This window comes from Paenibacillus sp. FSL M8-0334, from assembly GCF_038000405.1.
Lineage (GTDB): Bacteria > Bacillota > Bacilli > Paenibacillales > Paenibacillaceae > Paenibacillus_AQ > Paenibacillus_AQ campinasensis.
The window spans coordinates 1,974,288-1,996,921 of sequence record NZ_JBBOCH010000002.1; the positions used below are offsets into that span (position 1 = coordinate 1,974,288).

General features: G+C 53.6%; 21 protein-coding genes. 2 read left to right on the forward strand and 19 right to left on the reverse strand.

Features of this window, described 5'->3' with window-relative positions; all coding sequences use genetic code 11:
• Positions 1-100: 100 nt before the first annotated feature.
• Complete coding sequence (locus tag MKX64_RS23105; RefSeq protein WP_341037582.1) at positions 101-1,651, forward strand: esterase/lipase family protein; 1,551 nt, start codon at positions 101-103, stop codon at positions 1,649-1,651.
• A gap of 342 nt (positions 1,652-1,993) precedes the next feature.
• Here MKX64_RS23105 and MKX64_RS23110 read toward each other — a convergent pair whose 3' ends face one another.
• From MKX64_RS23110 to MKX64_RS23165, 12 genes are all read right to left on the reverse strand, one after another.
• Complete coding sequence (locus tag MKX64_RS23110) at positions 1,994-3,211, reverse strand: collagen-like protein (protein ID WP_341037583.1); 1,218 nt, start codon at positions 3,209-3,211, stop codon at positions 1,994-1,996.
• A gap of 729 nt (positions 3,212-3,940) precedes the next feature.
• On the reverse strand, positions 3,941-4,294 hold the full coding sequence (locus MKX64_RS23115) for a DUF2200 domain-containing protein (protein WP_095398462.1): 354 nt from the start codon (positions 4,292-4,294) through the stop codon (positions 3,941-3,943).
• 30 nt (positions 4,295-4,324) lie between these two features.
• Positions 4,325-4,492, reverse strand: a complete 168-nt coding sequence (locus tag MKX64_RS23120; RefSeq protein ID WP_155617788.1) for a hypothetical protein — start codon at positions 4,490-4,492, stop codon at positions 4,325-4,327.
• Between the two features lie 16 nt (positions 4,493-4,508).
• Complete coding sequence (locus tag MKX64_RS23125; protein WP_230875641.1) at positions 4,509-6,464, reverse strand: ABC transporter ATP-binding protein; 1,956 nt, start codon at positions 6,462-6,464, stop codon at positions 4,509-4,511.
• Positions 6,445-8,202, reverse strand: a complete 1,758-nt coding sequence (locus tag MKX64_RS23130) for an ABC transporter ATP-binding protein (RefSeq protein WP_095263752.1) — start codon at positions 8,200-8,202, stop codon at positions 6,445-6,447. The genes MKX64_RS23125 and MKX64_RS23130 overlap by 20 nt, the downstream gene beginning before the upstream one ends.
• Before the next feature lie 129 nt (positions 8,203-8,331).
• Complete coding sequence (locus MKX64_RS23135) at positions 8,332-9,162, reverse strand: PadR family transcriptional regulator (protein WP_095398463.1); 831 nt, start codon at positions 9,160-9,162, stop codon at positions 8,332-8,334.
• 305 nt (positions 9,163-9,467) lie between these two features.
• Positions 9,468-10,343: a carbohydrate ABC transporter permease gene (locus tag MKX64_RS23140; RefSeq protein WP_095263749.1), complete on the reverse strand. Its 876-nt coding sequence runs from the start codon at positions 10,341-10,343 to the stop codon at positions 9,468-9,470.
• Positions 10,344-10,364: 21 nt separating this feature from the next.
• On the reverse strand, positions 10,365-11,222 hold the full coding sequence (locus tag MKX64_RS23145; RefSeq protein WP_095263748.1) for a carbohydrate ABC transporter permease: 858 nt from the start codon (positions 11,220-11,222) through the stop codon (positions 10,365-10,367).
• A gap of 122 nt (positions 11,223-11,344) precedes the next feature.
• On the reverse strand, positions 11,345-12,679 hold the full coding sequence (locus MKX64_RS23150) for an ABC transporter substrate-binding protein (protein ID WP_155617789.1): 1,335 nt from the start codon (positions 12,677-12,679) through the stop codon (positions 11,345-11,347).
• Between the two features lie 638 nt (positions 12,680-13,317).
• Positions 13,318-14,205: an aldo/keto reductase gene (locus tag MKX64_RS23155; RefSeq protein WP_341037586.1), complete on the reverse strand. Its 888-nt coding sequence runs from the start codon at positions 14,203-14,205 to the stop codon at positions 13,318-13,320.
• 261 nt (positions 14,206-14,466) lie between these two features.
• On the reverse strand, positions 14,467-15,255 hold the full coding sequence (locus MKX64_RS23160; protein WP_341037587.1) for an SDR family NAD(P)-dependent oxidoreductase: 789 nt from the start codon (positions 15,253-15,255) through the stop codon (positions 14,467-14,469).
• 193 nt (positions 15,256-15,448) lie between these two features.
• On the reverse strand, positions 15,449-15,967 hold the full coding sequence (locus tag MKX64_RS23165; RefSeq protein ID WP_095263744.1) for a GNAT family N-acetyltransferase: 519 nt from the start codon (positions 15,965-15,967) through the stop codon (positions 15,449-15,451).
• Between the two features lie 233 nt (positions 15,968-16,200).
• On the opposite strand from MKX64_RS23165, the gene xerS reads away from it, so the two are divergent.
• Entirely contained in the window at positions 16,201-17,283 is a 1,083-nt protein-coding gene (gene xerS / locus MKX64_RS23170; protein WP_095263743.1) for a tyrosine recombinase XerS, read from the forward strand.
• A gap of 74 nt (positions 17,284-17,357) precedes the next feature.
• On the opposite strand, the gene mobB is transcribed toward xerS, so the two are convergent.
• From mobB to lpdD, 7 genes are all read right to left on the reverse strand, one after another.
• Positions 17,358-17,894, reverse strand: coding sequence for a molybdopterin-guanine dinucleotide biosynthesis protein B (gene mobB, locus MKX64_RS23175; RefSeq protein WP_095398466.1), 537 nt, complete (start codon positions 17,892-17,894; stop codon positions 17,358-17,360).
• Entirely contained in the window at positions 17,891-19,204 is a 1,314-nt protein-coding gene (locus MKX64_RS23180; RefSeq protein ID WP_341037588.1) for a molybdopterin molybdotransferase MoeA, read from the reverse strand. Before MKX64_RS23180 ends, mobB begins: the two co-directional genes overlap by 4 nt.
• 211 nt (positions 19,205-19,415) lie before the next feature.
• Positions 19,416-20,153: a DUF4247 domain-containing protein gene (locus MKX64_RS23185; protein WP_095398468.1), complete on the reverse strand. Its 738-nt coding sequence runs from the start codon at positions 20,151-20,153 to the stop codon at positions 19,416-19,418.
• 10 nt (positions 20,154-20,163) lie between these two features.
• Complete coding sequence (locus tag MKX64_RS23190) at positions 20,164-20,670, reverse strand: DUF4178 domain-containing protein (protein WP_095398469.1); 507 nt, start codon at positions 20,668-20,670, stop codon at positions 20,164-20,166.
• Positions 20,671-20,695: 25 nt separating this feature from the next.
• On the reverse strand, positions 20,696-21,100 hold the full coding sequence (locus tag MKX64_RS23195) for a DUF350 domain-containing protein (protein WP_341037590.1): 405 nt from the start codon (positions 21,098-21,100) through the stop codon (positions 20,696-20,698).
• A 160-nt stretch (positions 21,101-21,260) separates the two neighbouring features.
• Entirely contained in the window at positions 21,261-21,929 is a 669-nt protein-coding gene (locus MKX64_RS23200; protein WP_095263737.1) for a PspA/IM30 family protein, read from the reverse strand.
• Between the two features lie 227 nt (positions 21,930-22,156).
• Positions 22,157-22,513 carry a prenylated flavin chaperone LpdD gene (gene lpdD, locus MKX64_RS23205; protein WP_341037594.1) on the reverse strand — a complete coding sequence of 119 codons (357 nt, stop codon included), beginning with the start codon at positions 22,511-22,513 and terminating at the stop codon, positions 22,157-22,159.
• Positions 22,514-22,634: the final 121 nt, after the last annotated feature.

Genomic DNA, 22,634 nt, shown 5'->3' on the forward strand with positions numbered 1-22,634 from the left:
CTCATAGATTTAACGAAAATTTGAAATAGAATCGACACTTCCCATTTATTTCAGATGCTAAGATACGAGAGAATTGAAAAAGTTGGAAGGGGATGAATTTATGAGAAAATGGATGTCTTTATTGCTTGCTGGCCTCATCACATTCAGCATCACGACTTCGCCGGTGCAGGCGGGAAAACCGACAAATCCGAACACGGGCGGCACACCCGGAAGCTGGACGGTGGGCGCTGCGCCTGAGCGTGTCGATCCATCGAAGCCGGCCATCCTGTTCGTGCATGGCCTGAACAGCAGTGCCAATGTATGGTACGAGAACAACGATATGTATGAACAGGCGTACAATAACGGGTACCAGACTTCTTTTATCAATCTGTATGACATTACAGGAACCTCCGAGAGCATGTGGGACAACGGCAGGCTTCTCTCCGGGAAAATCCGGGAAATCAGCGAGCATTTCGGTAAAAAACTGATCGTGATCGCCCACAGCAAAGGCGGTGTCGATACACAGGCAGCCATCGTCCATTACGGTGCGGCACCTTATGTGCAGCGCGTCATCACCCTGGGCAGCCCGCATCACGGCTCGCAGTTGGCAGACCTTGCCTACAGCAGTTGGGCCGGCTGGCTGGCAGACCTGATCGGTTCCAGAAATCCCGGCACCGCTTCGATGCAGACGTCCTACATGCAATATTTCCGCTCACAGACCGATGGGCTGAGCTCGGGCAGAGGCGTACCCTTTTACACACTCGCGGGCAATAGTTGGTCTTCTGGCAGCACTTCGCATTTCTTCGGCGGACTGTATTTGTCTTCCTATGGCGACAACGACGGTGTCGTCACCGTCCAGAGCGCTTATGTGCCCGGCGGACGCATGGTCCGCGTAGGCCCTTGGAATCACACGAGCGTGCGCACAGGTTCCCATGTCTATTCCCTGCTGGCTCCTTATCTGCAGCAAGCGGAACCGGCCCAGGCCTTCTCTTCTGAATCCGGCCACGAACGGATTGCGCCAAGCGCCTCGGTAGCTCACGATCCGGGCAGCCATTATATCCGGGGAGGCAAGCTCCACGGACAGGCAACCGAGACGCTCGTTGTCGAAGATGGCGTGGCATCCGTTCAGTTGAGCTGGATCAGCGACAAGCCGCTTCACAGCCTGGAGCTCACCCATCCGGACGGCACTGTCGAGACGCTTCAGCCTGAGATGTACCAAGATGAAGAAATATTCCAGGGGGCATGGCATCACCAGGTGCTGCTGAATCAGCCGGCCCCGGGAGCTTACGAACTGACCGCATCGGCTCCGGACGCCGCAGCCTACCTGATGGCAGCCCAGTTCCATCGCCCTCAAGATTTCAAGATCAGCCTGAAATCTACCGGATCAGAAATTCAGCTTCAGCAGCAAGATCAAGCGCATGTGAACAACATCAGCTATGATATCAGCTATTTCGGTGATCCTGACAGCTTGTCCCCGCAGAAGCTTTCCCCGTCCATCTCAACGAAGAACTTCAGCGCGAATGCAAAGCCGGACATGTCGGCGTTCAACAAGCCGGGACTGTACAGCATTACGGCTGAAGCAGCAGGCGTTACCGACAAGGGCTATCCGTTCCGCCGCACGATCGTGCAATCCGTATTCGTGGACGAATCGGGGCGCCAATACGGGCTGTAGAAGGGAAAGCGATCCACGCGGAAATCCAATGAGACATATCCTCGAGCATTGACAAGAGCAGAGATCCTACTCTGCTCTTTCCTTATTATCACTTACTAATGTCAATTCCATGTCTCACCTCCACTAAAGTTAACATAATATATATTATGTAATTATTAAGGGGGTGAATATATGAATTCACCTGCGTAACTCATTAATAACAAAATGAGGTCAAGGACTACAATGAGATTGAAGTCCTTGACAATGATCCTTATTCGCTTGGGATTGCCTTGAATGTGCTTGAGATTCGTTTGAGACACGCCATGAGTCTTCTTCTATGCACCAGTCTGCCATACAGCAAGCTTATGTCATCTGAGGTCCCGCAAATCGAAAACAGAACAGCTGCGCAGCGCTATTCGCCAATCCTTCGGATAGTGCAACCGGGAATGCAGATAAATTCAAGGCTTGAATCGTATCCCCGGCACTGAGATAAATCGAAACGATCACATATCCATTGCCTGCAGTTGCGGAGTCCAGAATATCCGGAGTGGACGATGGAATGCCGTTGAAGGCATAGCCGAAGCGGGATCCTGAAGGTGTTCCCGCAGCTTTGTTGTACGTTAGGTTAACATAATACAAGCCTTCCTGTTGAACCGTAATGGTGCCTGTTGTGTTGTCAAAACCAAGCCCTGCGGCTTCAAAAATATAGTTCGTCAGCGGGGCGTTAGGTGCAACAGATTGTTCCGGAGCAGATGCCAGCACAAACGGTTGCCTTGGCACGCCCGTCACACCGGTGACGCCTGTCACGCCTGTTGTTCCGGTCTCACCCGTTACGCCCGTGGCGCCTGTTACCCCGGTCGCACCCGTCGCTCCCGTCTCGCCTGTCGTTCCAGTCACACCCGTTGCCCCTGTCGCTCCCGTCTCGCCGGTTTCGCCAGGTGTCCCGGTTCCCCCCGTGACACCTGTCACCCCGGTCGCCCCGGTCAATCCGGCAGCACCCGTCGCTCCCGTCGCTCCCGAAACCCCGGTCACACCCGGGATACCCGTCGCACCGGTTGGGCCAGTCAGGCCTGTTGCGCCGGTCCCGCCTTCCTCCGACTCAATCGAGACGATTGCCGAACCGGGTGTCGCTGCGATGTCGAGACTGTTCGAAGTGAACGTAAGGCTTTCACCGGCTGTCATCGGCACACTGCCAGCCTCACCGACTACATTAAACAGGAACGTCCCAGGAGCTACCGCACCGGTCGGTCCTGCCGGCCCCGGTGAACCTGGCGGGCCGAACGGGACCGGCGGGGACATGATCCGCTCCAGTTTACCTTGCAGTGCCCATTCTTTCTTCGTTATTTCGCGGATGGTCTCCCGCATGCTGTTATTGATCATCAGCAAATCACTTATCGTCGCCGTGGGGCCGGTCATTCCCGGCAAGGTGCCAAGAACATACTGCAGCTTCTCCCCTTCGGCATTAAGAATATGGCTTAACCCCAACTCTTCCATGGCAATCGAAGACAGCAGCAAATTAATGGCGTCTTCCCGGCTTATCGTAATGACCGGCGTGATGTTGGGGATGTTGGACTGAGACATGCTTTCTCCTCCTGTTCGCTTTTGCCGTCCATTCCCAGTTTTCTTGTGATAGGATAGATTCAACATGGATAACTTCCAACATTCGACCATGGTTCGCGAGCGTCATAAGATCAGATCGAGCTCAAGCCTCCCAATGTTACACCCATCCTTTTATCGCCGCACGAATCCAGATGACTTCCATCCGCATAACGGCACGCCATTCCAACTTGACAATCAGCAACGCTCATCGTGCATTAGCCTATATAAGCATCTTCACCTCCAGCCTTCCCTTCCGATTGCTTTGATCGACGATTTCAAGCCGCCCGGGTATCCAATCCCCATGTATCTACTTAGAAGGGCGAACATCAATAAGCGGGAAGATTGTGACAACCTTTCATCTTGCTCCCCCTGTTGTTCGATTGTATCGTCGCTCTACATGACCACGGCCATCATTCCCATGAATATCCAGTAGTTAAACCACAAATTTGCGTGTGTATCCTGTATGTATCGGAAAGCGAACTTCATATACCATTATCTGTATTCTCAAAGGCCGCAAAAATGCCATAAACAGACAACGCACAACACATGAAACTCATGCTGATGATGATTCCTACCGTCTCTACTAATAAACATGCTCATTACTTCTATCCCAATACAGCGTCACAAAGAGTGCCATAACAACAAAAAACCCCCGATTTCGCAATCGGGGGCACCGTGACAGGCGGACTTCCATATCCTTCAACGGGTTAACTACATTTTTCGCAAAATCTTCTCCATCGCTTTCCCTTTAGCCAGTTCGTCAATCAGCTTATCCAGATAGCGAATTTCCCGCATCGTCGTTTCTTCAATGTCTTCCACGCGGACGCCGCATACGACGCCTTTAACCAAAGCCCGCGCCGGATTCATGGCTGGAGCCTTCGCAAAGAAAGTCTCAAAATCTGTCTTCTCGTCCAGTTGTGTTTCCAGCTCTTCCTGGCTATATCCTGTCAGCCAACAGATAATTTCATCCACTTCGGCTTTGGTACGGCCTTTTCGTTCCGCCTTCGTCACATAATGGGGATAGACACTTGCAAAGCTGGTTGTATAGATACGATGTTTGGTCATCATTCATCTTCCCTTATCAAGTTTTCTCTATTATAGCATGTAAGCCGAAGCGTGACGAAGGAAGCTGCTGGATACCAGGAACCGGAATCGATCAACCGGAAGCCATGTGCCCGTATTAGAGGCAATAACGGCGCTGCCCCTTAGACTGATGGCAGGCACGGCCTGAACTGCACTGCACGGCACTGTACTGCACTGCAACGAATATCCCCTCCTGCTACACCGCCACATGGCCTTGCGAGTGCTCGTATAGCTCCCGGTACTGGCCGCCGCGCTCCAGCAGTTGCTCGTGAGTGCCTTGCTCTATAATTTCGCCTTTACTCATCACGAGAATGCGGTCTGCCTGCATGATGGTGGACAACCGATGGGCAATAACAATCGTGGTGCGATTCTGGGACACGACATAAAGGGCATTCTGAATCAGCTGCTCTGTGTACGAGTCCAGGTTGGCGCTGGCTTCATCCAGGATAAGGATCTTCGGCTTGAACACAATAATCCGGGCAAAAGAAATCATCTGCCGCTCGCCCGCCGACAACCCGCTGCCCCGTTCAGACAGCATCGTATCATAGCCTTTCGCCAGCTTCCGGATAATATGATCCGCGCCCACAAACTCGCAAGCGGATATCACTTCCTCACGGCTGATCGACTCGTCGAACATCCGGATATTATCAATGATGCTGCCCGAATACAAGTACGGCTCCTGCTGCACAAGCCCGACGATGCGGTGCAGTGAACGCTGCGGAATATCGCGCACATCTACGCCGTCAATGCAGATGCTGCCTTCCTGCACGTCATAGAAGCGGCACAGCAGGCTGATCAGCGAGCTTTTTCCCGCACCGGTCGTACCGACCACCCCGATCAATTCACCGGGCCGAATATGCAGATCCACCTGACGGATAATCGGTGTCCCTTCCTCGTATGCAAAAGAAACCTCATGAAAATCAATACGTCCTCTCACCTGTTCAGGCAGAAATCCTTGAGCGCTCTTGACTGAATGACGCCCCTCAGGCTCCGCTGGGCCGCCCTTCCGAGCTGCCGCACGGTCCACGTCAAACTTCGTCGGCTGTGCAGAAGACGCAGAAGACGCAGAAGACGATGCCGCGGCATCCGCTGACACGACATCTGTGCGATCCACGATCTCCGGCTTGCTCTCGAACACTGCCCAGATGCGCGACACCGCTACCGTAGCCGATTGCAGCGTATTCCATTGCTGAGTGATCGTATTGATCGGCTGGAAGAACTGACGGATATACGTTATAAACGCATACAGAACGCCGAACGCCAGGCTTTGATCCAGCACCGCGTTTCCGCCAACCCAGACCACCAGCGCAATCGACAGGTTGCTCAATATATCAAAGGTGCGTCCAAACAGCACATTCGTCCGGATTTCACGCAAATTGGCTTTAAAATACGAGCTGTTCCGCTCGTTGAACTGCTTCTCCTGCTCTTTCTGCTGGTGAAACACCTGGACAAGATTCATGCCGGACAGATTTTCGGCCACAAAGGCAACCATCCGTGACAGCCTCGTTCTGGCCAGCTGATACGTCGTACGCATGAATGAGCGGAACGCAATCGCGATGACAAAAATAATCGGCAGCAAAATCATGCAATACAGCGCCAGCTGCCCATCCAGCTGGAACATCATCACAATGATGAACACGAGCGTCAGACCGTCGCGGAACAGACTTAGCAGCACCTGATTGAAAAATTGATTCAGCGCTTCCGTGTCGCTTGACACATGCGTGATCAGGCTGCCGCTGGACATCCGGTCGAAATATTTCATCGACTGCTTCATGATATGGCCAAACAGCTGCTTGCGAATGCGGGCCACGATGCTCTGCCCGATATGCTGCAGCAGGTTGTTCTGCAAATACGTGAAGGCGAAGCTCGACACCGACAAGCCCAGATAGATCGCGCAGATGATCAGCAGTCCCCTGTAATCGTTAACGCCAGCCAGCAGATTGTCATCAATTGCGATTTTCATCAGGAACGGCTGCAGCAGCTCGGACATGATTGCAATCAGCGAACATAAGAACACCCCGATAAATCCCAAGCGATGAAGCTTGATATAGCCGGACAACGCCTTGAACGCCGAGATGTAATGCGGCTTCTGTTCCGGCTGGTTCAGATCCGCCTTCTGGTCGGCCTTCCAGTTATGAATGGCTTGTGCCATGCTGGCTTCCCTCCTCCTGTATGGCATGAAGGTCGGCATAAAGTCCGTCCTGCCGCAGCAGCTCCTCATGCGTGCCGCGCTGAATGATTACGCCATCATCCAGCACAAGGATGTGATCCGCATGTTTGATGGCGCTGATCCGATGCGCGATAATGATCGTGGTTTTGCCTTGACGCTCCTTCTGGATCGAATCGATAATCTCCTTCTCTGTCACCGCGTCCACCGCGCTGACACTGTCATCGAGAATCATGATCGGCGCGTTCTTGATCAGGCCGCGGGCCAGACTCGTCCGCTGCCGCTGACCGCCGGACAGTGTCAGGCCGCGCTCCCCCAGTCTCGTCTCGAACCGGCTCGGCAGCTCCACAATATTATCGTAGATCTGCGCCTGGCGCGCGGCGCTCTCCACACGATCAAGATCCGCATCGCGCTTATAGAAGGCGATATTCTCGCGGATCGTCGTACTGAACAGAAAACCGTCCTGCGGCACATAGGCGATCTGGCTGCGCAGGCTTTCCAGCGTCAACGCTCTCACATCCGTCTCATCGTAATGAATCGTGCCCGGAGGTGGATCATAGGTGCGCAGCAGCAGCTTCATCAGCGTTGTTTTGCCGCTTCCGGTCCGCCCGATGATGCCTAGCGTCTGCCCTGGTTTAACGTTCAGATCGATCTGTTTCAGCACCTGATGAGAAGTGTCCTCATAAGCAAAGCTCAGGTTGTCGATCCGGATTTCGGCTTTGCCGAGATCCACCGCCTTCGCATGATCTGATTCCACAATGTCCGACTTCTGGGACAATAGGTCATTCAGTCGCTCCAGCGACGCGCGTGAGCGCTGAATTGAATTAATGACGTTGCCAATCTGCTGCAGCGGAGTCATCAGCATCCGGACATAGAGCGTGAGTGCGACGAAGTTACCGAGCGTGATCCGGCCCATAATCGTCAGATACCCGCCAAATGCCAGCGCCGTAATCAATGCAATCGTGCCGAGAAACGGAATCAATGCCTGGAAGAACGACGATACGCGCACCAGTCGAAGCTGGTTGCGGCGAATGCGCTCCACCGTTTGGTCAAACCGCTGCTGCATAATATCTTCTACGGCGAATTTCTTCGTGACCCGAATGCCGCCAAACTGCTCCTCGGCTGTATCGGTCATGCGTCCAAGCGCCTCCTGCACCTCCAGCGACCGCTTTCTGATCACGGGACCAAGATACACCACGATAAACGGAATCAACAGCAGCGGCAGCACCGAGGCTGCGATCAGATAAACCGGGATGCCGCTGATAAACATCATCGACATGGCCGCTATAAGCAGCATCGCGGCGTTCGCCGACTGGTTAAAGCCCATCGAGATCGACTCGCGCACCGCCGTGACATCGTTCATGAAATAGCTGAGCAGCTTGCCTACCCCGTTACGGGAATAGAAGCGCTCGCTCATCTCGGTGAAATGACGAAACAGCCGCCCTCTTACGAGAAATTCGAACCTGCGCCCGATATGCATGATCAAATACATGGCCACGCCGTTAAAGAGCACATGCCCTACCCCGATCGCCAGCAGCAGCAGGCTGTAATCGACAATGAGCGAACGGGTCAGCTCCCCGACATGCAGCTTGTCAGTAAACTCCCCCAGCACCTTCGGGAAATAAACATTAATCAGATTGGATACGAGATGGAGGAGAAGTGAGAGCAAATATACCAACCACGTCTTCCGAAAAAAATCCAGCAATATGCGTGCGGATGTCAAGGCACGCCCACCTCCCGTCTTGTCAGTTCCAGTCCTGGACCCGGGGAACATGTTCATAGGAACCCGAGCGATTCTGCACGGCAGCTGCCAGACAATGCCTGGCAGCGTTACTGCTACAACCGCAGCAGCTCACTCCTCTTCATTTCGTTGCGGCTGGCTGCCGCTGGAACCGGATTGCCCGAATGGCCCTTCCGGCATGCCGGATGAACCCGCAGCGGGATGATCGGAGCGGTCCGCTGGGCCAGGAGCGTCGGGCGATCCCTCACGCCCCTCGGGCGCTGGCGTCCCTGCCGAACCGCCAGGCTCTGCCGGAGCCGCGGAATACGCCGCATCAGACTCGCTGCCCGGCACGGGCATGCCAGCGATATGCTGCAGCGTCTGGCGAAGGTCCGCAAGCACAGCCCGAAGCTGCTCTGCTTTCGCCGGATCGGCGATCGCTGCCCTTTCCGCTGCTTTCAGCAGGTGGATCAGCTCTTTGCCCTTCGGCGTCAGCCGCCGATTGCGCCGGGGCATCGGCGGATCCAGGTCCGCATCGCGCTCGTCTTCGTGGCCGCGGTAGCCGCGGTGACCGTCGTAGCCGAACTCAGCAGGTTCCCCCCCTTGCTCAGCAGCATTGAGCGGTTCCGGACGCTCCATTTCTTCCTGCAAATAAGCCCGGCCTTCCTCCGTAATTTGAAATATCCGCTTGCCGTCCTGCTTATAGGGCTCTACCAATCCCTGGTCCCGAAGCATCTGCAGGGTCGGGTAAATCGAGCCGGCGCTTGGCTTATATGTACCGCCCGACTGCTCCTCCAGCGCCTTCATCATTTGGTAGCCATGCATATTCTCATGACTGAGCAGCTCCAGCAGCGCATACTTAACCCCGCCCCGGCTGAAATACCGTCTGCCCGAGCCTCCGGTGTCCCGCGCATTGCCCAAATGCAAAAACAGTCTCTCCTCTTGCTTCCATTCCTTGGTCATGCATTGCCCTCCATTACGATATATCGTATTACTCCGAATTTTATACGATATATCGTTAGAATACAATCGTTTTTCAGGCTGTTTTTTCCATTTTTCGCATTGACTTCAGGCCCTGTCGCTACACAAAAAAATAAAAAGCCGACCTATCACCACCGTCATTCCACATTGCGGTGGCGAAGTCAGCTTCCATCCTCGCACGATCATTTTCATTATGTCCAGCACGAACGGGCGCCTGATCTGCATAAATCCGTCATACCATCTCCCCAATTCCCTTAACGGATTCTATCCCGTCCCTAAAGGCCTGCTTATCCCTTGACCGCTCCTTCGGTCAATCCCTTCTGGATATACTTCGAGATCATCAAGTACACCAGAAACACCGGAATGACCGTCAGCGACACCGCCGTGGCCATCAGGCCGAAGTCGGTTCCGTACTGCGAGCTGATCTCGTTCAGCAAAGCAACGATCGGCCGTACATTTTCCTTATTCACGAAGATCAGTGCCGAGAACAAGTCATTGTAAGACCACAGGAATACAAAAATGCTCGCCGATGCAAACACCGGGCGCGAGATCGGCACGAAGATGCGGTAGAACATCTGCCAGCGATTACAGCCATCCATGAACGCCGCTTCCTCCAGCTCCTTCGGAATGGTGCTCATGTATCCGGCGATGACCAGAATCGCAAAGGTCAAATTCCCGGCCGTCTGCGGCAGTATCAATCCCCAATATGTGTTCACAAGACTCGTCTGAATCAGCAGCTCATACACCGGCACGACGGTGGCGAATGCCGGAATCAGCAAGGTGGCGTACAGCACGGAATAGATCGTTCTTTTTCCTTGGAACTGAAACCGGGACAACACATAGGCTGCCAGGCCTCCCAGCAGCAGCACCAGGAATACCGTACTGAACGACATAATCAGACTGTTCATGTAGCTTCGGCCAATGTTGATCCGCTCAAAAGCATTTTCATAATTCGTCCACACCGGATTCCACGCAATGGAGAATGAGTCATTCATGACATCCCGGGACACCTTGAACGAATTGTTCACAATCCAGAACAGCGGATATATTGTGGTTAGCGACCATGCCGTCAGAATGATGTAGATGATCACACTGCTCGCTTTCCATCTTTTCTTATGGATCACCTGCTGTTTTTGTTGCTCCGCGACAATCGTCGGCTCCATAATCGAACACCCCTATATGGCTTAATATGTAATCTCATCCCGCTTCAACAACCGGTTGGCCACAAGCGCCAACACCACGCCGAAAATAACCATGTAAATTGCAACTGCTGAACCATATCCGAAGTTTTGATCGACCATCGCCTTTTTGTACATATACGTCCCGAGTACCTCGGTGCCGTTCTGGCCTCTTGTAATGACCCAGACGAACTCGAATACTTTGAGCGTACCGGTGATGGCCAGCGTAATGACGACCTTGATGTCGCTCATGATGAGCGGAATGGTGAGCATGGTTGTCTTTTTGAGGCCGCTGATGCCTTCCAGCTTGGCTGCCTCATAATAGTCGGATGGGATTTTGGACATGGCAGTCAGGAACAAGATGAAGTAAAAGCCCACATAATGCCATACCGTCGGAATCGAAATGGCCTTCAGCGCATTGCCCTGATCCAGCCACAGCACCTTCTCGATATTGAACTGGGCAAGCAGGTTGTTCAGCAGACCGAAATTATAGTTATAGAACAGGACAAACAACAGTGAAATGGCCGTACCGGATATGACCACCGGGAAGAAAAAGACCGTCCGGTAAAAATCCTTCCCCTTTCGGATCGAGTCCACCAGCACTGCGAGAACAAGCGCGATGCCGACCTGAAACACCAGCACGTACAGCATCACTTCGAGCGTGTTCAGCGTTGCCGCACCCAGAAGCTCATCCGAGAACAGCCGCTCGTAGTTGTTCCACCCGACAAACCGTTTATCAAAGAAGCCTGTCGTCCGGTAAAAGCTCAGATAGAGGCTCTTGAAAAACGGATAATACAAAAAGATGGCCATGATCACTGCGGCAGGAAGCAAAAACATCCATATATACTTTCGATCACCCTTCATTTTTATCACCCTTGATGTAGAATTTATCGGTTCTTCCTGACACCCGAAATAGCGACGCCGCCCAGGCATGCAGAATCGGGCGGCGTTTGCTAACGGTTATGCGAATGTTCTCTAGACAATATTTATGGTCTGTTGTCGTCCTCTACCTTTTTCGCATCGGCAATCGCTTCGGTCGGCGTCTTCTCGCCCTGGATAACCGCATATACGCTGGCGCGAAGGTTGCCGAAGGTCTCCTGTGCCACTTTGCTGTCAATTGGCGAGCTGATGGATGCTGCTTTCGCCGCCATCGAGAAGCCGTCGAGCGCAACCTGCGGCAGCCCGGTCACTTCTACATCCGCCGCCGGCGTACCGCCGTTCGCGGTAGCAATCTTCTGAATGCTGGCCGGGGACGTCAGATGTTTCATCAACGCAACCGCCGTATCTTTTTTCGCTGCGTCATCATACGTCGCCTTGGACAGGTAGAAGCCTGTGCCGAAGCCGCCCACAATGTCGTTGCCGCTGCCTACACCGCCAGGAACGGCCGGGAATGGCACCACCGTCGTCTGGTCACGCACATCTTCATTCCATCCGCCGATGGCCCACGAGCCTTCAAGAATCATGGCCGCAAGACCTTCGCTGTAATAGTTGCCGGCCATGCTCAGATCGATGGTTGCCGCATCTTTCGGAAATGCGCCAAGATCATACAATTCCTTGATGGCAGCATAGCCTTTCTCCCAGTTCGGATCCACTTCATCCTTCAGCCCTTTGTTCTGACCTTCCGGACCCGCAGCCGACAGTACGGCATGCTCGATCAGATAGTGAGACTGGTCAAACGGCACCGACAACGGGATGATGCCATTCTCGGACAGCGTCTTGACCGCTGTCGTCAGCTTATCCCAATCGGTTGGCAGCTCAAGCCCATGATCCTCGAAAATCTTCTTGTTCACGAACAGACCTTCATAAAAGCCCGTCAGCGGCACCGCATAGATGTTGCCGTCTTCCTGTCTGGCAAGCTCCAGCGCATCCGGAATGAAGCCGCCCTTCCATTCGGCATCCTCCTCGAGAAGATCGTTGAGCGGAACGACCTTGCCCGCATTGACGAATCCTTCGGCATCCGCACCGATGAAGTAGAACAGCAGATCCGGCTCGTTGCCGCTGTTCATGTCGGTGTTGACTTTCGTCCGGAAGCCGTCGTCATTCGCGGACATCGTGTCATTCTCAATCGTTACATTCGGATGTGAAGCCGTGAACTCGTCCAGCGCGGATTGGAACGCTTCACGCGCCGCATCGGTTCCGCCGAACGTCGAGAACACACGCAGCTTGACCGGCGGTGCATTCTCTTCCGCCACGGGCGGTGTCTCTGTCCCCGTGTCGCCGCCATCCCCCGACGAACTCGTGCCTCCGCCGCCGCAGGCAGCCAGGAATGTCGCGAACAGCAGCATGACACTCATCAGAATCATCGATGACTTTTTTAACATTCGATTTCCCCCTTCGTTATTTTTGCCGTGGGTCGTTGATGTCTTATCAGCATTTTATGCCACGGGCAAAGGCTTTCAAAGGGCTACAATTTTATTATGCAGGGGTAAATTATTCTACAGCCGGGCCTGCCGGGATGCCTTAACCCTATATCCCCCTCCCCAGATGACGTTCTTCGATATCTTCGCGGCTGCTAGCGGCGAGGTCGAGGTGGAGGTCGAGGTGGAGGCTTTGAACTGTTTCGGGCTCCCCTCTCTTTTGATACGGGCGTGGGTAATTAGGTACGTGGGTGGTGGAATGGCAGATGAAAGGTCTCAAGAGCGGCATGGTCGCTTTCAACTATTGTGAAATTTTCATATGTTGAAATAATATAATAAGGGGGTTGAAATGGCCGTTATCATCGGCTTTATGGGTATTTTGCGCAATTATGTATACACTCATAGATCTGAGGTTCGTATTCTCTACGTATTGACATCCGGTTCGTCCTTCGGGGTGTCACTTTATGTCGTTACAAGCCAGTATACGCCCAGGTTCTGGTCATAAAAAAAGCCGACCTGCAGGAATCCTCCTGCTGATCAGCCACTTAGCAATCTGCACAATCCTGATGTAAATATCCTGTCTGTGAATAAGGAGCCGTCGATTACACTTTGCCGACCCAATCGGCCCCGGCCACTTCCTTCCAGCGGCGGCGAATCGATTCGTACGCTTCCTGCGGCAGCGGGCCTTTGGCCAGCAGCTCGGCATTTTGCTGCCAGCGCCCCGGGTTGGCCGTTCCTACAATCGCCGTTGCAACCCCCGGGGTGCTCAGCGTAAATCGAAGCGCGGTTTCAACGCCTTGCTGAACATCTGTCAGGAAATCATAATTCAGCTCTCCGAGACGGAGCCAGTAAGGATACGCATAATCCTGCTCGCTGAGCGTATCATGCTGCCAGGCAACGTTGGCAATCGGCCGCTTAGCAATGACGCCCATCCCCCGTTGAAGCGCTTCCGGAATGGTCAAATCAATGGCTTCCTGGTCGGCAATGTTCACCGAGGTTTCCAGGCTATCGAAGACTCCGGTCTGCACCGCATACAGCGCATCCTTGGTATCCCCGCTGTAGCCGATATAGCGCGTCTTGCCCTGCTCCTTCGCCTTCTTCAGCACCTCGATCACTTCGCCTTGGCGGAGGATTTCCTCGGAACAGCTGTGGAGGTGAATGATATCTACGTAATCGACCTGCAGCCGCTGCAAGCTGCGATCAATCGTCTTCTCCAGCAGTACCGGATCCCAGTCGGGATAATCAAGCCCTGACGCATGTCCGCACTTGGTGAACAGATAATACTCTGATCTGCGCCCCGCCAGTGCCTTGCCGATCAGCTCCTCGCTATTGCCGTAGCACTCCGCCGTATCAATGACGTTAAGTCCGGCGTCCAGCGCGCTGTGAAGCAGCTTCTCGACCGTCGGCAAATCCTTGTTCCCGATTTCGGCCCCGCCGAATCCTAAAATGCTGACCTGCATATCCGTATTGCCATAAGCTCTGCGTTCCATGCAACAACACGCTCCTTTTTTACATGATTCATTTCGGCCTTACGGGATTATTACCCTGCACGGCTATTTCGAATCCAGCCTCGATTATAGAAGCAAATGTCGATTCCAGCACACGTCCTCCTTCTCCAGAGGCTTAGCATGATTATCCCGTTTGATCAGGCTGATTCCTCCTGAACCAAAGGGTTAATGGTTATAAGGGAGGCAGAAAGACAACGACACACATCAAGCACCAATGTCTGGGGTTGAGCCTACGATATTCACTTATGGTAACAATGATCCAAACCCATAAATGCTCATTCCGCCATCCACAAGCAGCGTCTGCCCTGTCATATAATTGGCCGCATCGGAGGCAAGGAACACCACAGGGCCCACGACCTCTTCCAGCTGACCCACGCGTTTGAGCGGAGTTCGGTCCAGTATATCCTTGAGATACGCCTCGTCGGACAGCAGCTTCTCGGTCAGCGAAGTCCGGAAATACCACGGACCCACCGCGTTGACCTGAATGCCGTATTGCGCCCATTCAAGCGCGAGCACCTTGGTCATATGGATCAGCGCCGCTTTGGTCGAGCCGTAGACCACGCCGGTTCTTAGCGCCGTATGTCCGCCTACGGATGAGATATTGATAATGCGGCCGCCTCCCTGCTCCTTCATCTGCTTAGCCGCGATCTGTGAGGCAACGAAAGCCGATTTCAGATTGGTCTGTACGATCACATCCCATTCTGCTTCCGTCACCTCAAGCGCCGGCGTCCGGATGTTCATGCCTGCGTTGTTCACGAGAATATCGAGCTTGCCCGCTTCCTGCACAAACTGCGAGATCGCTCCCTCCATCTGCTCTCTGTCCGTCAGATCTGCCGGAAGGATAATCGCCTTGCCCTTCCCGGCACGTTGAACCTGCTCTGCAGTTTCCTCCAGATCACTGCGCGTGCGCGACATGAGACCGACATCACAGCCCGCCTCGGCCAGCCCGATCGCTAACGCTCTCCCGATTCCCCGGCCTGCACCTGTTACAAACGCTGTTTTTCCCTCTAAACGAAAAGATGGCAAATACAATATATTCCCCTCCATACTACAACCCCATTTATTTCGATTCCAAGGCGATTTCCGCCCGATACATCCACGATACACCAATCATTTAACCAGATTAATAATTAATATCATTAAATTTGCTATCGATATATAATGATCGTTAAGCTGCTATATATATCTTTCTGTCGCTGTCTATCTATCACACTACACATAAGAGCTAACGGTTTCCCGGGCCAGAGGAAAAATACTGCGACGGATTCCCGCGCTCCGGGTCAATCCGCTCTTGGTATCTCCCGTCCGTATAAACGCCGATCACCTTGCGCCAGAACGTCTGTGCCGGCTGATTCGTGCTTACCTGACTGACCTTCCACCGCCCTTGGAAGCGGTCGAACAGCTCGCGAGCCGCCCATGAACCGAGCCCGAACCTGCGGTATTTCTGCATGACAAAAAATTCGGTCATGTAATAATCCGCTTCCTCGCTATCCTCCACCCGCTCAATTAATGCAAATCCGGCAGGACGCTGGTCGTATGTAATGAGAAACGGGTATTTCCGGTCCCGCTTCTTCCAGAACTGATCCAGATCCGGGTACGTTGCAAACAGCCCCTGATCGTTCAAATCAAAGTCCAGATAACGGGTAAAATCATAAAAGTAAAACTGCATCATATTGGTAATAACATGCTGCTTTCGTTTGGGGACAAGCTCCAGCCCCATTCTGCCGCTATGCGCTGAATTCATGAAACTGCTGCCTCCTTGCCAAGATGACGATGTCTAAACGATGAGGTCCACGATGTACTGTTATCATATAACGTGACCTGTCCGATCACAAGCAAGTAACAGCAAACCGCCAGCACCGCTGCCCGGTAAGCCCCCACCCTCCCATTCATCAGGACGTCAAAGGGCGTCATATGATACACTAGGTAAAGAACAAGCTTATCCGCATTTCATCGCATTTGATTAGAGGTGATACCATGAACATCCAAAAAGAACAGGATCGGGTCAAGCTGGACGAGAAGTCCCCGGCCATGCCTTGGTATGTACAGCAATTTATCGACTATAAACTTCCGGATCTCTCCCCTTCGACACTGCTCGAATACGTAAGAGATTATGAAACGTTCTTTAATTGGCTGCGGGCGGAAGGTCTGTCGGCCGCAGCTTCGAACCGGGAAGTGGCGCTCTCCGAGCTGGAAAGCCTGCGCATGGACAGCATTACCGCTTACCGGCTGTACCTGACGACGCGCCGAGAGGGCGCAAATTCCAGAATCACGGTGTCCCGCAAGCTGTCTTCACTGCGGTCGCTGTTTCACTATTTAAGTCAAATCGCTGAGGATGAGGATTTCTATCCGCTTCTGAAGCGCAACATTATGGCGAAGGTGGAGATCAAGCGGATCCACAAGCCGAAGGACACTGCCGCCAAGCTCAAGGGCAAGATTTTGGAAGAGGACGAGCTGCAGGAATTCATCACCTACATCCACGAGGGCTACGCCCAGGATGTCGCCAACAACAAGCAGGCGTTATACGCCCATGAGCAGAACAAGGTCCGGGATGCCTGCATCGCCAGTCTGATCCTGAATTCCGGGCTGCGGGTGTCCGAGGTGGTGAATCTCAATCTGTCGGACATTGATTTGAACAACAAGATGCTTCACGTATTCCGCAAGGGCAACAACGACGAAACGTTCAAAACGCCGGTCTATTTCCGGACTCAGGCCAAAGACGATCTGGAGCATTATTTGCAGCTGCGGCAAGCCCGCTATAAGGTTCCGAAGAAGGAGAAAGCACTGTTCGTCGCCCTGCGAAACGGGCAAAACGAAGGCCAGCGCATGACCAAGCGCGCGATCCAGGCGATGATTATCAAATACGCCAAGCGTTTTGGCAAGCCAGCGCTGACCGTCCACAAGCTGCGGCATTCTTTTGCCACCGATTATTATTTACAGAACGACATCTACAAAACCAAGGAACAGCTTGGGCACGCCTCGACGGAAACAACCGAGGTATATGCCCATCTGACCGACAAAACGATGTCCGAGGCTATTGAACGCCGAACGGACGCTTAATGTGTCATAGGGACACCTAGTGACTTATAACGTCTCATTGTGAGTCTTATGGTTTCATAGCACATCAAATTGCTTCACTGAGCTTCACTCGAAAGGATCAACGCCACAATGGCATCCACGTCATCCCGCGGTATCACCGGAGCCGGCAGGTCAGACCCCACCGTCAGTCCCCTGCCCGGCTCTTCTGTCATCTTCTGCGGCTTAATCATCTCCTTCGGCACAACGATGCCCATTACGCCCTGCAGCTGCAGCAGCCCAGCATCAGCTTCATCCCGCAGCAGCACCAGCTTCGGATATGCCGCTTGCTTGAAGCCTTCCACGAGCACGAGGTCAACGTCCCGGAAAGCGCCGATGAGTGTCTCAAGCGGCGTCTCTGCTTCCATCAACACCGCCGTTCGTCCCGGTGATGTGATCGCTACCGCATCCGCGCCGGCTTCACGGAACTGATCGGTGTCGGTGCCCGGATGATCCATCTCAAATTGATGCGCATCATGCTTGATGACAGCCAGCCGGACGCCGCGCGCCTTGAGCTGACGTATGACAGCAGCCAGCAGCGTCGTTTTTCCACTGTTTTTATAACCGCATAGTTGAACGACTCGAACCTCTTTCATGACCAGGCTCCCGGAAGCACCAGCACCGTCACGGGATGCCCTTTAGACGCGCCCTTCAACTCCGGCGGTATCACAATCAGACATTCACTATCCTTGATCGTGACCATGACACTGGATTCATCAAGCTGAGCTGGAGTAGCAACGAGTCGACCTTCCCGAACCCCCAACCGTCCGCGCACGAACCGGGTAAAATTGTTCACTTTGCTGTAATCCGCCCCAAGCTCGGCGGTCCATTCGGTCAGATGCAGCTGCGTCATGCCAAGCTTCTTGCGAATCGCCGGACGGACGAACAGCAGAAAGCCGACGAAGCAAGCACCCGGATTGCCAGACAAGGCAAACAGCAGTTTCCCGTCCTTCACCGCCGCCGTCGTTACACTGCCCGGACGCATCGTCACCTTATTGAACAGCATGTCCACCCCGCCCGAAGCAACCAGCTCCCCCATGATGTCATAGTCGCCAACCGATACGCCGCCTGTAGTGACCACGATATCGTACTCCTGAAGCGCAGACGCCACTTTGCTTCGTGCCAGCTCAATGTCGTCCGGGATCGCCTCCATGACGACCGGAGTGCCTCCAGCCTCCCGAATCTGGGCTGCCAGCATGTAGGTGTTGCTGTTGCGGATCTTCCCCGGCTGAAGCGGCTCATCGATGTCCAGCAGCTCTGTTCCGGTTGAGAATATCCCGACCACCGGGCGCCGGTACACCTCCACCTCATGAACACCGAATGTCGCCAATACTGAAATTTCACCCGGACCGATCTCGCGCCCTTTGGCAAGAATCAACTCGCCTTCCTGGAGCTCGAATCCGCGCGGCGTTACATTTTTTCCAGGCTCAATCGCTCTTTTCAGCCCGATATACGTCTCTCCGTTCTCACTGCGGCTCTCTGTCGCCTCCAGCATGACCACAGCGTCCGCGCCGTCTGGCACCTGGGCACCCGTCATAATGCGCGAGGTCGTCCCTTCGGTGATCGGCACTGACGATACATATCCGCACGGAATATGGTCTACGACCTTGAGCCACACCGTCTCCCCCTCTTCACAAGCCAGCGTGTCTTCTGAACGAACCGCATACCCGTCCATACCCGACCGGCGAAAAGCCGGATACGGATGAGGCGCAATCACATCTGCGGCCAGAATCCGTCCATCGCTTTCTTTCAGACTGATGATCTCCGTCTCACCAGGCTGCACATAAGCCAGCGCCTTCTCCTGGGCTACCGGCACCTGCAATGCTTTACGCTGAAATTTATTGGGTGTATCGGGCTGTCCCTTCCCGTTCTGTTCTTTCCCGCTCTGTTCCTTCCCGTTCTCCATTACATCTCCCCCACTTCTTCATGACTATACTTCCCAGCTGCCTTCATCAACCTATAGTATCAGTTATAACGCCAAATGATCGTGATGGCAAACACAGCCCCTGCGTCCCCCGCGAACCAAACCGCTCGCATGATCAGCGTATAACCAAGCTCTTCACGGGGAGCTCCTGTCGATATAAAAAAGCGCGCGGCCTTCGCCGCACGCAAATGGTCTACCTTCGACCACGCCGGAACACCTTGCCTGATCCAGAGCGAGTCTTCGGTTTGGTATATGATTTCTTCGGTGAATCGAACAGACTGCCGCCGGATTCGCCGCGAGTAATGCTGCCCCGGTTATTCCCGGAATCCGGATTCCGCTTGAACAGGCTTCCGCCCGTCCCTACCTTGTCCTGACCACGTCTTGTGATCTTGCCGCTTCGGTCCACCGTTAGCGGTGGCGCTATCTTCTTGTCCTGATCTGTCGGCTTCCGGAAGCTGCCTTCCTTCGGCTTATAGACATCCTTCTGGGTATAGCCGCGATACTCCCCGCCGCTTCTGCCCATGCTGTCGAACAGATCGCTGAGCAGAACAGCCGTCAGGTACCCTTGCAGGAAACTCGGATTATAGTTGTTCCGGACATATTCCTTGGTATCGATCTCGATCAGCGTATCCGATGGCTGGTCAGGGTCCTGCTGCAGGTGGTAGAACTCATCCCCATAGACGAGGAACATTCGCTCATCATCTTCAGGCGAGACCTGATCCGGGGCCTGCGCGGCCATCAGCTCCTGGGCAACCTCGGGAACACTTTTCCCTTCGGCCCGGTACACGAAGGACTCGGCTCCGCTCTCCCGGTTCACCGATTCCAGCGGATACGTATCTCGTACATTCGGCGCGCCGCAACCGCTCAGGAGCGATACCAGGAAGCTGAGCACCAGCAATATTTTGATTGGCAAAAAAGAGCGTGCTTTCATGTTACCACTCCTACGTCGCCCGGAGGATTCTCACATCTCCCGGAATCACTTTCTCGCCTTCATACAGCATAAATCGTCCATTCTGCCATTCAATCCGGAGCAGGCGGTAATCATCGGATTGATACTGCCATACATGCTGTTCTCCGCCCTCCATAAACGGCGTTTTCCCCGCTACAGTCACATGACCGTTATACTCTTCCTCCAGGTGAAAAACATGCTCATCCAGCTCAATCGTTGTCGGAACTTCACCCGGTGTGTCCAAGCGGCCATCAATTGCATGATACAGCGCATACTGAACCATCTCGCGCACCTCAATATAGAGATATGCGATCCGGCTGCCATCCTGCAGTGTCAGCAGCGCGGCGTTCCGGCTCCGGTTCTGGACGCGGCCTGTCACCTCATATGAAACCAGCGACACCTCACAGATATCGCCGGGGGACAATTCAAGCGGACTCTTCTCCTTGATCTCCGGCTTCGGCTTGGCAAACATATTGCCGATTCGTTTCCATACGCTCATCATCCATATCCCCTATCTCATCATCTTACAAACATGCTGTAATAATCAGTGCCCCAACGATGTGCAGAGATCCGGCTAACAGGCCGTAGCCTGTCTTGCCTGCCTTCGTTCCCTGATCCAGATCAAGCCCGGCGAAACGCCGCAGCAACAGCTCTGTCAACGTTTCGAGCACCAGCAGAATGATAAAGGAGATGATGGAGACAATAACCGCCTCGAGCAGGTGATAGGCCGTGCTGATCGATACAGATAAAATATAGCCCTGGGCTGCCAGCTTCAACACGAGCCGCGTCGTTACCGCCATATTCCCGGCTTTGACTTCCTCAAGATCCTTGTATTTCGTAAACAGTGAATCCACCCACATCAGCACGAACAGCAGCACGGCCCCTGTCGCCGTCCACAAGAGCACGCTTAATAACATTTCCAAATTCATAACGTTCCCCCACATTCAACTTTCCGTTTGCTTTCATTCAAGAGCCTCAGATCCTGGATGTGCACCGGACATTTGCATATAGAAAGACGAAGGAGATGTCCGCCCGAAAGCTTCCCTGTCCTCCTTCGCCTCCACTTGCCGCCATGGTTCGATGCCCGTTTTACTTGTCCTCGTACTGTTTCATCAGAGCTGCAAGCTCATCTTCGATTTGCTTGTCTTTGCCAAGGCTTTCGAACTCTTCGTCCAGCGATTTCTCGCGCTTGGTCATCTCGTTGCTAGCCTCTGCTCTTGCTTCCATCTGCAGCATCTTCTCTTCCATACGCTTCAGGCCGGCAGATGCCGAGTCGGAGCTGAATCCGTTCATCGCCTTGTTGATTTCATTCTGTGCCTTGGCCGCGTTGTAACGGGCTACCAATGTTTCCCGCTTGTTCTTCATCTCGGTCAGCTGCTTGCGCATTTCCTCCAGCTTGCCGCGCAGATTATCGGCTGCCAGCTTGTTCTGATCATAGCTTGCCTTGTACTCATCCCGCTTCGCTTCAGCAGCCTTCTTCTCCTCGAGCGCCCGGCGAGCCAGATCCACGTTCTGTGCTTGAGCCGCTGTGTGTGCCTGTTGGGTCCGCTTCTCCACCAGCGCAGCCTGCTCTTCATAAAGCGCTTTGAAGCGCTTCTCAATGGCAATCTGTGCTGCAACAGCCTTCTCGGCGTCCTCCAGATCTGCGGTCATATCCCGTATATATTGATCGGTCATTTTGATTGGATCTTCAGCCTTGTCAATAATCGCGTTAATGTTCGCCATCGTTAAGTCGCGTAATCTTTTAAAAATGGACATGGTTCCCTTCCTCCGCTTCAGTTCATATTTGAATTTGAAACACTATGACTATTGATACGTGGTGGTGCCGCAATACGTTTCAAAAAAATCAAAAAATATGGCTCGTATCAGATATCCGAGTTCGACTTCCCGTCAGGGTGTGCCCGCTGCGGGAACGAGAGGACTTCCGACCGCTCTGATGTCAACCACGGATGATTGCCATGAGCCACAATATCGATATATTCTCATTATACATGGGCCTGCTGCCATTCAACCAGCACTTTCTCCAGCTTCCCGCGCGTTATGAACACAATGGCTTCCGTTTCTTCACGGGTTAAACCCGGATAATGGATGCCCATCATGACCGTTACCTGACGACCCAGCCTCTCTGCGGCCTTCAATGCGAACTCTCCTGTCAGCAAATACTCCTTATGCCCCGGCACCCGAATGGTGTCCACGGCGAACCCTGGCCGCTGCGCAGTCCGGTATGCCGTGGATATTGCCCCAATATGACTTGCTCCTCCGGTGATCGTAAACAGAACATCTTCGCCATAGCCCTTGCACTCGACCTGTATATCATCAAACTTTCCTTGGAACGGGACCATCGGTTCAGCCTCCCTCACATTCGTATATCTTCATTGGATACCAGCATGAAGTCCACTTGCCATGAACATTGTCATACGGAAGTTGCTTGTCCTTTAGAGAGACCCTAGCTGTCCTTTACTC

Coding starts and splice junctions, on each gene's coding strand:
- MKX64_RS23150 (WP_155617789.1), bottom strand. CDS start 12,679: ATGTTAAAAAAGTCATCGATGATTCTGATGAGTGTCATGCTGCTGTTC.
- MKX64_RS23195 (WP_341037590.1), bottom strand. CDS start 21,100: ATGAATTTGGAAATGTTATTAAGCGTGCTCTTGTGGACGGCGACAGGG.
- mobB (WP_095398466.1), bottom strand. CDS start 17,894: ATGAAAGAGGTTCGAGTCGTTCAACTATGCGGTTATAAAAACAGTGGA.
- MKX64_RS23110 (WP_341037583.1), bottom strand. CDS start 3,211: ATGTCTCAGTCCAACATCCCCAACATCACGCCGGTCATTACGATAAGC.
- MKX64_RS23190 (WP_095398469.1), bottom strand. CDS start 20,670: ATGAGCGTATGGAAACGAATCGGCAATATGTTTGCCAAGCCGAAGCCG.
- lpdD (WP_341037594.1), bottom strand. CDS start 22,513: ATGGTCCCGTTCCAAGGAAAGTTTGATGATATACAGGTCGAGTGCAAG.
- MKX64_RS23155 (WP_341037586.1), bottom strand. CDS start 14,205: ATGGAACGCAGAGCTTATGGCAATACGGATATGCAGGTCAGCATTTTA.
- MKX64_RS23180 (WP_341037588.1), bottom strand. CDS start 19,204: ATGGAGAACGGGAAGGAACAGAGCGGGAAAGAACAGAACGGGAAGGGA.
- MKX64_RS23200 (WP_095263737.1), bottom strand. CDS start 21,929: ATGTCCATTTTTAAAAGATTACGCGACTTAACGATGGCGAACATTAAC.
- MKX64_RS23185 (WP_095398468.1), bottom strand. CDS start 20,153: ATGAAAGCACGCTCTTTTTTGCCAATCAAAATATTGCTGGTGCTCAGC.
- MKX64_RS23145 (WP_095263748.1), bottom strand. CDS start 11,222: ATGAAGGGTGATCGAAAGTATATATGGATGTTTTTGCTTCCTGCCGCA.
- MKX64_RS23125 (WP_230875641.1), bottom strand. CDS start 6,464: ATGGCACAAGCCATTCATAACTGGAAGGCCGACCAGAAGGCGGATCTG.
- xerS (WP_095263743.1), top strand. CDS start 16,201: ATGAACATCCAAAAAGAACAGGATCGGGTCAAGCTGGACGAGAAGTCC.
- MKX64_RS23165 (WP_095263744.1), bottom strand. CDS start 15,967: ATGAATTCAGCGCATAGCGGCAGAATGGGGCTGGAGCTTGTCCCCAAA.
- MKX64_RS23115 (WP_095398462.1), bottom strand. CDS start 4,294: ATGACCAAACATCGTATCTATACAACCAGCTTTGCAAGTGTCTATCCC.
- MKX64_RS23135 (WP_095398463.1), bottom strand. CDS start 9,162: ATGACCAAGGAATGGAAGCAAGAGGAGAGACTGTTTTTGCATTTGGGC.
- MKX64_RS23140 (WP_095263749.1), bottom strand. CDS start 10,343: ATGGAGCCGACGATTGTCGCGGAGCAACAAAAACAGCAGGTGATCCAT.
- MKX64_RS23105 (WP_341037582.1), top strand. CDS start 101: ATGAGAAAATGGATGTCTTTATTGCTTGCTGGCCTCATCACATTCAGC.